This window comes from Bacillus sp. CD3-5 (genome assembly GCF_006349665.1).
Taxonomy (GTDB): Bacteria; Bacillota; Bacilli; order Bacillales; family Bacillaceae_G; genus Bacillus_A; species Bacillus_A paranthracis.
The window spans coordinates 343,436-352,511 of sequence record NZ_VEPX01000004.1 but is presented as its reverse complement, the minus strand read 5'-3'; the positions used below and the strand labels follow the sequence as shown (position 1 = coordinate 352,511).

The following is a 9,076-nucleotide window of genomic DNA, read 5'->3' as shown; positions in this document are numbered from 1 at the left end:
CATTAGCTCAGTTGGTAGAGCATCTGACTTTTAATCAGAGGGTCGAAGGTTCGAGTCCTTCATGGCTCACCATTTTAACAAAATATGCGGGTGTGGCGGAATTGGCAGACGCACTAGACTTAGGATCTAGCGCCTTTGGCGTGGGGGTTCGACTCCCTTCACCCGCACTTTTAATAAAATAACTCATACATGTCTTGCGGAAGTAGTTCAGTGGTAGAATACAACCTTGCCAAGGTTGGGGTCGCGGGTTCGAATCCCGTCTTCCGCTCCAATTTTCAATATGACATGCCGGGGTGGCGGAACAGGCAGACGCACAGGACTTAAAATCCTGCGGTGGGTGACCACCGTGCGGGTTCGACCCCCGCCCTCGGCACCATATGCGCCCGTAGCTCAATTGGATAGAGCGTTTGACTACGGATCAAGAGGTTAGGGGTTCGACTCCTCTCGGGCGCGCTTTTATTAACGGGAAGTGGCTCAGCTTGGTAGAGCACCTGGTTTGGGACCAGGGGGTCGCAGGTTCAAATCCTGTCTTCCCGATATTCCCAAAAACATGGGGCCTTAGCTCAGCTGGGAGAGCGCCTGCCTTGCACGCAGGAGGTCAGCGGTTCGATCCCGCTAGGCTCCACTTTATTTATTATATGTCTCGGAGGTATACCCAAGTTCGGCTGAAGGGATCGGTCTTGAAAACCGACAGGCGGTGAGAATCGCGCGGGGGTTCGAATCCCTCTACCTCCTCCATTTTCTTTTAAAATGGTTTAGACATAAATAATAAAATATTTTTTCCTTCATGGAGGTATACCCAAGTTCGGCTGAAGGGATCGGTCTTGAAAACCGACAGGCGGCGAGAGTCGCGCGGGGGTTCGAATCCCTCTACCTCCTCCATTTTTTCTTAATTAAATATTTTATCATCGCGGGGTGGAGCAGCACGGTAGCTCGTCGGGCTCATAACCCGAAGGTCGCAGGTTCAAATCCTGTCCCCGCAACCAAATGGTCCCGTGGTGTAGTGGTTAACATGCCTGCCTGTCACGCAGGAGATCGCCGGTTCGACCCCGGTCGGGACCGCCATTTATGTTTGGCTCGGTAGCTCAGTCGGTAGAGCAGAGGACTGAAAATCCTCGTGTCGGCGGTTCGATTCCGTCCCGAGCCACCATTTTTTTATGCCGACTTAGCTCAATTGGTAGAGCAACTGACTTGTAATCAGTAGGTTGGGGGTTCAAGTCCTCTAGTCGGCATCCTTTAGGGGCATAGTTTAAAGGTAGAACTGAGGTCTCCAAAACCTCCAGTGTGGGTTCGATTCCTACTGCCCCTGTAAAGTATATGGGCCTATAGCTCAGCTGGTTAGAGCGCACGCCTGATAAGCGTGAGGTCGATGGTTCGAGTCCATTTAGGCCCACCATATATTATTCCGCAGTAGCTCAGTGGTAGAGCTATCGGCTGTTAACCGATCGGTCGTAGGTTCGAGTCCTACCTGCGGAGCCATGGCCCGTTGGTCAAGTGGTTAAGACACCGCCCTTTCACGGCGGTAACACGGGTTCGAATCCCGTACGGGTCATAAAAAAAGAGTCAGCATATTGCTGACTCTTTTTTATTGTGCGTTCATTCTCCTTTATCAACTGATTTTCCTGAAATAAATAAAGGGATTTAGGAAAAGCTATGGTATGTATAAAAAGGAGGAGATACAAATGACACGAGTGAGAGACTTGATGAGCACTCATATTGTACAGTGTACACCGTTAGACAATGTATATGAAGCTGCTGTAAAGATGAAAGAAGAATCGATTGGATTGATTCCGGTTGTTGAAAATGAACAAGTTGTTGGTCTTGTTACGGACCGAGATTTAGTTGTTCGAGGGATTGCTGAAAAACATCCTGGATCTAATAAAATTACAAATGTAATGACAAAAAACATTGTCTCAGTTTCTCCAGATGATCCTATTGAAAAGGCTACAGAGTTAATGGCACAGTATCAAATTAGACGATTGCCAGTAGTTGAGAGTGGTCAACTCGTTGGGATGTTAGCACTAGGGGATTTAGCTATAAAAGAATCGGCAGATGATCAAGCGGGATTTGCTTTAAGTGAAATATCAGAGCATACGGAATGAAGTGAGACTTTAATTAGTGTAATACGTTACGTATAAAAATCAGATACATTATTCTAGTATATAGGGTTAAGCTAATATGTTAGCATGATGTATCTGAGCCATTATATAATAAGTATACAGTTAGTAATTTCGACAGTTTATTTAAATTTGTCATTCCTAATTATAAATAAGAGAAAAAATGATATACTGATAGATATAAGTATTATGATTGATTTCGAATATAACAATATTTATTGTTAATGATGTGATAATGGATTAATATTTCCTATGTAGATAAAAGGGAAGGGGAATTATATGAAGGCTGTACAGCGCGATCCAAATTGGAATTTGGTTACAGATACATATATAGAACCAAATAATTTCGCTGAATTATTTTCTTTGCTTGTACCTTGTCATCCAAAAGGTGAAGGGAAAGAACGAACTATATTAGTGTGGAAAGAAAAAGAATTTTATAAAGAAGAAAATTTAGCGGCATTTATCGTATATGGAATGAATAAAGCAAAGAATTTACCGCAATTTCATAAAGACGAAATTCCAACTTTAGTACGTATTCTTCGCTTATGCCAAGAAATTGGTTGGTATGAAGAAGCGAATACTTTTATGGTAACTCAAGGGCTAGCTGAGTTTGTTCATACTTCATTGGAATATGAAACGTGGGATCTTTTGACGCAGGCGGTTGCTTTAAACTATTTAATAATTAAATATCGTATTGGTGAATTAATTGATGGAGATGTAGAAATTTGGGATAGAGTTAAATTTAATGAGAAATGTATAACAGACTGTAAACATTTATTATCCCATAAAGAAGTATTAGAATTTACATTTTTTTATATGTGTAAGAGAGCTAAGTCACTATCAAAAGAGCAATTAAATAGTGATATGATGAGTTTAGCGATGTATTGTAATACTTTTGTTTATGACTTATATACATATGATTTATTACGAAAGTATCGTAAGTGTACAGACTTTCTATCATATTATGGACCTAGTCAAGCGGTGTTAGCTTGCCAAAGGGCTGTACTTTCTCAAATTTCAGATCGATTAGACCCACTCAAGACTACTCATGTAGATGATTATTTATATGTAATGAAAGATATGATGGAGCATATGACGATAGGGATAATGGATCGATATGATCATTTTATTGGAAAGTTATTATCATATGTGCCATTTTTTGAAATGATCCAAGTTCCACAACATGCATATTATTGTGAAGAATTATTGTATATTTGTAAGGGCATTAAATATAAAGAAGAAATATTACGCAATTATATATTTATACAATTACATGACTGTTTACCATCTTTCTTTAAACTGTTTCTTAAAAATAAGCGTTATGCAACGATTCATGATATTCTGTTCTATTGGTGTGATGATGAACAAAGAATGAGCTTAGAGAAAAAATATAATCTTAGCTTTATTTATGAAAAATATGCTTGTGGATAAAGGGCACTTTCTATATAAATTAAAAAGGATCTCAATTGTGAGATCCTTTTTTTATTAGTAAAGCAAGGAGAATGTAATTAAGACGAGAAATAACATTCCATAAAGGAGAAATTGTGCCGTATAGCTTCCTTGTATACCAAAAAAAGTATTTGTTTTTTTGTATAAATTCAATATATATTTTATCGGATTATCTTTGAAAGATTGGTACACAGTGTCTCCTCTTTCTAAGCTTCTTGTTCGTGTTTTTTGTTATTAGGGACATGAATGTATCTAGCTATGAATAATAAAACAGCCATAAAAAATACGGGAAATACGGTAGATAAATAAAAACCATTACTAATAATATTTGTTATTAAAGCACTTAATAGAAAGATGGCATTATAAATATGGGCAATTTTTTGTTTTAGTTGAACTTGAAAGGCTTCCATCATAATTTCTAAAGCAACAAAAGCAATGATAATAGATAAAAATACAGTATTTGTATTATAAATTACTAAGCAACAGATTAAGCCTAAAAAGGCTAAGTATTCAATTAAGAGAGGTATATTGATATTGCGTGGCATACAATTTACCTAACTAAATATGGCAGTGGGTTTACTGCATTTGTTTTTTCAAAATTCCATTCTCCATTGTGTAATTCAAAATGAAGATGTTGCCCGTATGAATGACCTGTGTTTCCCATATGACCTACTAATTGTCCAGCTTGTACTTGATCACCAGCTTGTACAGTGCGATCTTTCATGTGAGCATAGACTGTTGTATATAATTTCCCGTTTATTTGATGGGCGATGAACACAACATTGCCATAGCTAGCTGAATAATATGATTTCACGACTTTACCTGCCGCCGCAGCCTGGATAGAGACATTCCCCTGAGCTGCGATATCTATACCATAATGCATTTGTTCCCAGCGCATATCAAATGTTGAGCTAATTTTTCCTTGAGTAGGGAATTTGAAAACTGCTGGAATGGAAGTAGGTTGAGCCGTTTGAGCTTGTGATTGCGTTTGATTTTGCACTACATAATGCTTTGCCACATATCCGTATCCTGTGCCAAAACGAATTTTATACCAAGTTCCTACAGTTTCCACTACTTGTAATTGTGTACCATTTTGTAATGAACCAAGTAGTGCGCTACTTGTACTAGCGTTGCTACGCACATTAAGTTTAGGTGTTGCTACTGTGTATTTCATATTATTTTGAACTGTGATGCCTTTTACTAAAGGCTGTGAACCATTAGATACGAATGCCTTTTGTACGTAACCTGTTTTGCCATTATGTAAAATTTTATACCATTCACCTTGTTCTTCTTGAATAGTAACGAATTTCCCATTTGGTAATACATCTAAAATTGAAGATTCTAAATTAGGTTCAGAACGAACGTTTAATGCATTGGCATTGACGATATATTGATTATTAGATTGAAGTTTGTTTTTTAGTAGAATAGAATCTTTTTGTACGTAACCTACTTTATTATTAACAGATACTTTATACCAGCCATTAGTTGTTTCAAGTATATTCACTTTCGTATTAAAGCGAATTGTATCAATTGATGAGCTATTTGCGTTATCTTTTGTATGTAAGGCTACTTGATCGACTTTGACATATCCAGTTTTCACATTAGATAATTGTTCAGCGTTGGCTGTTTGTACATTTGTTTCTCCCATAGAAGGAAGTAAAGAAGCAATTGCGACAGTAGTTGCTGTTAAAGCAGTAGCTTTCATATTCATATAATAGAGACCTCCTCTAGTTGTATAGTTGTAATTTTATTATAGTATAAAGATATAATATAGTGGGTGTATTCACATAAATGTAATATGAAATCAATATAAAAATAAATTTTTTGAGGATAATGATTCCTTATTATCCAATTTATTAGGATAATAATTTCTAAGATAGAATATAAGTATTATATGGTTTTGTTATTTTGTTGACAATTGAGAAAATTAAAACAGTTGATGATGTCTTATTACGGTGTTATACTGACAGTGATAATTTTATAGTTTGCTAGGAGAGCTGGTGTTGCCAGCTGAGAGTAAGACCTTAAGTCTTTGATCCTTTTTATTACCTGATCTAGATTATGCTAGCGTAGGGAAGCAATTCGGACACTAATAATGAGTCCCCGTTTCTTTGCGTATAGAAACGGGGCTTTTTTATTTGAAAATTTCATATTGAAACCACTAGGGGTGCTTGTTGTGCTGAGAGAGGAATAATCCTTAACCCTTACAGACCTGATCTAGATAATACTAGCGAAGGGAAGTGGAGCAACGAATAAATTATAATTTTATTTGCTGTAACCACTTCTTATTTAGAAGTGGTTTTTTATTTAGATATATAAATTGAAAGGGGATAGAGAAATGAAATTTTGCGATAGATTATTAGAAACTGTACAACCAGTTTGGGAGATGAGTCATAATCATCCATTTGTTGTAGGTATGGGGGATGGTACGTTAGAAAAAGATAAGTTTCAGTATTATATTATTCAAGATTATTTATACTTGTTAGATTATGCAAAGTTATATGCGATCGGTGTTGTAAAGGCAACAAATCCACAAGTTATGGGGAAATTTGCTGAACAAATTGATGGGATATTAAATGGAGAAATGACAATTCATAAACAGTATGCAAAAAGACTTGGAATTTCTATAGAGGAGATAGAGTCTGCAAAGCCATCTGCTAAAAATTTAGCTTATACAAATTACATGATGTCTGTATCTCAAAATGGCACACTTGCGGAATTAATAGCAGCACTTCTTCCATGTATGTGGAGCTACTGGGAGATTGGAAAGCGTTTAAATGATATTCCTGGAGCAAGAGATCATGAGTTCTTTGGTGAGTGGATTCAAGGCTATAGCTCTGAAGAATATGGCAACCTTTGTGTTTGGTTAATCGATTTATTAAATGAAATGGCAGTTGGAAAGTCTGAAAAAGAGCTAGATCGGTTAGAGGAGATTTTCCTATATTCCAGTCGATTTGAATATTTATTCTGGGATATGTCCTACCGTAAGGAGATGTGGGGATTTGAGGAGCAAGAACATACTACAGTTTCATAATGTTTCTTTTCATTATGATGAGAAGCCAATCATTAATGAATTAAATGCTTCTATACAAGATAAAGAGTTTGTAAGCATTATCGGACCGAGTGGATGCGGGAAAAGTACTTTATTTCGCCTTATTACAGGTTTAGAAGAAGCGAGTACGGGACAGATAGAACTAACAGAAACAAAGAGCCATCCTGTAGGGTATATGCCCCAAAAAGATATGCTCCTGCCATGGAGAACGATTATTGAGAATGCGGCCCTGCCGCTAGAGTGCCAAGGTGTACAGAAGAAAGAAGCACAAATAAAGGCAAAGGAACTGTTACACAAATTTGGTTTACAAGGGTATGAGGCAAAATATCCGAAAGATTTATCTGGTGGTATGAGGCAACGCGTATCTTTCATTCGAACTTTATTAACAGGCGGGGAGATATTGCTGTTAGATGAACCGTTTAGCGCGTTGGATGCTTTAACGAAGGCATCTTTACAGGAATGGTTGTTTGAACAATGGAAAGAGTGGGAAAAAACAATTTTATTTATCACTCATGATGTGGAAGAAGCATTGTTTCTTTCTAATCGAATTTTAGTGGTAGAGCAGCAACCGATAACTACTTTAACCGAGAGGATTGTACCGCTTGATCATAATCGGACAAGAAAAGATTTATATAAACCGGAAGTATTAGCGCTGAAAGATGAGCTTCTTAGTATGTTGCAAAGGCAGGTACTCGTATGATGAACCGGTTGAAGGAGCTATTACCTGCTCTTACACTTTCTAGTATTTTACTTGCTCTTTGGGAAGTAGGCGCAAGAATTGTAGATGAAATGTACATTTTACCGTCACCGTCTGCAATTGTAATGAAGATATGGAAACTAAAAGACATATTATTTACGGTTCATTTGCCCGCAACATTATATGTCGTTTTAATAGGGGTGGCTATTTCTATCGTACTTGGGGTAGGGCTAGCGATGTTAATGAATGCGAGTAATTGGATGGAGAGAGCATTTTATCCATTATTAGTTGCCTCACAAACGATTCCTATTACAGCGCTTGCTCCGCTTTTCGTTTTATGGTTTGGATATACGATCTGGAGTAAGGTTGTTGTTACAGTTTTAATTACGTTTTTCCCAATTGCGGTTAATACGTATGATGGACTGCGCAGTACGAAAAAAGAATGGGAAGAGCTTTTAGTTACGTATGGGGCAACGAAAAAAGATCTTTTTCTTAAATTAAAATTGCCGTCTGCACTTCCTTATTTTTTCTCAGCTTTAAAAATTGCAGTACCGCTTAGTGTAATTGGGGCGGCAATTGGTGAATGGCTCGGTGCACAAGCGGGGCTAGGATATTTCAGTAAGAGAATGATGACGCAATTAGACGGGGCAGGTGTATTTGCACCCATTGTATTGTTATCATTATTAGCTATTTTCTTCGTCGTACTTATTTCGGTATTAGAAAAGAAATTCATTAGTTGGAGGAAGCATTCATGAAATTTTTAAAACGCATCTTTGTGCTTACATTATTAGTTGCAATGATTGCTGGATGTTCGAGTAATTCAGCATCAGATAAGAATAAAAAAGAGAAAGAAATAACGGTCATGCTTGATTGGTACCCAAATGCGGTACATAGCTTTATTTATGCGGCAATTGAAAAAGGTTACTTTAAAGAAGAAGGAGTAAAGGTAAATATTAAATTCCCTTCTAATCCGACTGACCCATTAACGTTAGCAGCTGCAGGAAAAGTAACAGTTGGCTTATATTATCAGCCAGATGTTGTCATGGCAAAAGCAAATGAACAAATTCCAGTGAAATCAATTGGAGCCGTCGTACGTTCACCATTAAATCATGTTGTATCGCTGAAGTCTGCAGGCATTCAATCGCCAAAAGATTTAGAGGGTAAAACAGTTGGATATTCTGGAACACCTTTAAGTGAGATGTATTTAAAAACGATGGTAAAAGAAGCTGGTGGTAATCCAGATACAGTGAAAGTAGTCGATGTTGGTTTTGATTTAGTACCAGCATTAATTACGAAAAAAGTGGATGCGGTAACAGGAGCATATATTAACCACGAAGTACCTGTTATGCGTCATGAAGGTCATGAACCAGCATACTTTAATCCAGCAGATTATGGTGTACCGAATTATCATGAGCTCGTATTTGTAACAGGTGATAAGACATTGAAAAAAGATAAAGAAGCTTTGCAAGCTTTCTTGCGTGGTACGAAAAAAGGCTATGATTTCATGAAGAAAAACCCAGATGAAGCATTGAATATTTTATTAAATCATCAAGAAAAAGAAAACTTCCCACTTGTGCCAGAAGTTGAAAAGGAAAGTATGAAAATTTTATTAGAGAAGATGGAAACGAAAGATGAGCCATTTTTATCAGATTCAAAAGAGTCATGGGAGAAACAAAATAAATGGTTGAAAGATAAAGGAATGACGAAAGAAATCGTTCCGGCCGATGAGTTATTCGAAAACATTTTAAAGTAGGCGAATGA

The 9,076-nt window shown here is 37.2% G+C and carries 8 protein-coding genes, 16 tRNA genes and 2 riboswitches; of the genes, 22 read left to right on the top strand and 2 right to left on the bottom strand.

Going from position 1 to position 9,076, the window contains the following annotated elements; genetic code table 11:
- Positions 1–86: 86 nt before the first annotated feature.
- From FH036_RS11430 to FH036_RS11345, 18 genes are all read left to right on the top strand, one after another.
- A tRNA-Leu gene (locus FH036_RS11430) sits at positions 87–167 on the top strand.
- Between the two features lie 29 nt (positions 168–196).
- Positions 197–271, top strand: a tRNA-Gly gene (locus FH036_RS11425).
- 16 nt (positions 272–287) lie between these two features.
- Positions 288–376 (top strand) — tRNA-Leu (locus tag FH036_RS11420).
- A 3-nt stretch (positions 377–379) separates the two neighbouring features.
- Positions 380–453 (top strand) — tRNA-Arg (locus tag FH036_RS11415).
- A 10-nt stretch (positions 454–463) separates the two neighbouring features.
- Positions 464–537 (top strand) — tRNA-Pro (locus FH036_RS11410).
- A gap of 15 nt (positions 538–552) precedes the next feature.
- Positions 553–625, top strand: a tRNA-Ala gene (locus FH036_RS11405).
- 20 nt (positions 626–645) lie between these two features.
- A tRNA-Ser gene (locus FH036_RS11400) sits at positions 646–738 on the top strand.
- Between the two features lie 51 nt (positions 739–789).
- Positions 790–882 (top strand) — tRNA-Ser (locus FH036_RS11395).
- A 27-nt stretch (positions 883–909) separates the two neighbouring features.
- Positions 910–986: transfer RNA gene (locus FH036_RS11390), tRNA-Met, on the top strand.
- Between the two features lie 3 nt (positions 987–989).
- Positions 990–1,065 (top strand) — tRNA-Asp (locus FH036_RS11385).
- Between the two features lie 9 nt (positions 1,066–1,074).
- Positions 1,075–1,150: transfer RNA gene (locus tag FH036_RS11380), tRNA-Phe, on the top strand.
- Between the two features lie 9 nt (positions 1,151–1,159).
- Positions 1,160–1,232, top strand: a tRNA-Thr gene (locus FH036_RS11375).
- A gap of 6 nt (positions 1,233–1,238) precedes the next feature.
- Positions 1,239–1,309 (top strand) — tRNA-Trp (locus FH036_RS11370).
- A gap of 10 nt (positions 1,310–1,319) precedes the next feature.
- Positions 1,320–1,396: transfer RNA gene (locus FH036_RS11365), tRNA-Ile, on the top strand.
- A gap of 8 nt (positions 1,397–1,404) precedes the next feature.
- Positions 1,405–1,479 (top strand) — tRNA-Asn (locus tag FH036_RS11360).
- A 1-nt stretch (position 1,480) separates the two neighbouring features.
- A tRNA-Glu gene (locus tag FH036_RS11355) sits at positions 1,481–1,552 on the top strand.
- Positions 1,553–1,682: 130 nt separating this feature from the next.
- Positions 1,683–2,102, top strand: a complete 420-nt coding sequence (locus FH036_RS11350; protein ID WP_000199015.1) for a CBS domain-containing protein — start codon at positions 1,683–1,685, stop codon at positions 2,100–2,102.
- A 294-nt stretch (positions 2,103–2,396) separates the two neighbouring features.
- On the top strand, positions 2,397–3,548 hold the full coding sequence (locus FH036_RS11345) for a DUF3965 domain-containing protein (RefSeq protein ID WP_139895766.1): 1,152 nt from the start codon (positions 2,397–2,399) through the stop codon (positions 3,546–3,548).
- A 224-nt stretch (positions 3,549–3,772) separates the two neighbouring features.
- Here the strand turns inward: FH036_RS11345 and FH036_RS11340 are convergent, their stop codons facing one another.
- Together FH036_RS11340 and FH036_RS11335 are read right to left on the bottom strand one after the other, a co-directional pair.
- The gene (locus FH036_RS11340) at positions 3,773–4,111 is read right to left on the bottom strand and encodes a hypothetical protein (protein ID WP_001137811.1); all 339 of its coding nucleotides are present in this window, start codon (positions 4,109–4,111) and stop codon (positions 3,773–3,775) included.
- A 5-nt stretch (positions 4,112–4,116) separates the two neighbouring features.
- On the bottom strand, positions 4,117–5,277 hold the full coding sequence (locus tag FH036_RS11335) for an SH3 domain-containing protein (RefSeq protein ID WP_001056059.1): 1,161 nt from the start codon (positions 5,275–5,277) through the stop codon (positions 4,117–4,119).
- Between the two features lie 269 nt (positions 5,278–5,546).
- Positions 5,547–5,659: riboswitch (TPP riboswitch) on the top strand.
- 60 nt (positions 5,660–5,719) lie between these two features.
- Positions 5,720–5,822, top strand: a riboswitch (TPP riboswitch).
- A gap of 82 nt (positions 5,823–5,904) precedes the next feature.
- Between FH036_RS11335 and tenA the strand changes: the two genes are divergently transcribed.
- From tenA to FH036_RS11315, 4 genes are read left to right on the top strand one after another with little or no spacing between them, the layout of a single operon-like run.
- Positions 5,905–6,600, top strand: coding sequence for a thiaminase II (tenA, locus tag FH036_RS11330; RefSeq protein ID WP_000666831.1), 696 nt, complete (start codon positions 5,905–5,907; stop codon positions 6,598–6,600).
- On the top strand, positions 6,569–7,318 hold the full coding sequence (locus FH036_RS11325; RefSeq protein ID WP_001256805.1) for an ABC transporter ATP-binding protein: 750 nt from the start codon (positions 6,569–6,571) through the stop codon (positions 7,316–7,318). Before tenA ends, FH036_RS11325 begins: the two co-directional genes overlap by 32 nt.
- Positions 7,318–8,070, top strand: a complete 753-nt coding sequence (locus FH036_RS11320) for an ABC transporter permease (RefSeq protein WP_139895770.1) — start codon at positions 7,318–7,320, stop codon at positions 8,068–8,070. The genes FH036_RS11325 and FH036_RS11320 overlap by 1 nt, the downstream gene beginning before the upstream one ends.
- On the top strand, positions 8,067–9,068 hold the full coding sequence (locus tag FH036_RS11315; RefSeq protein ID WP_000670443.1) for an ABC transporter substrate-binding protein: 1,002 nt from the start codon (positions 8,067–8,069) through the stop codon (positions 9,066–9,068). Before FH036_RS11320 ends, FH036_RS11315 begins: the two co-directional genes overlap by 4 nt.
- Positions 9,069–9,076 lie beyond the last annotated feature (8 nt).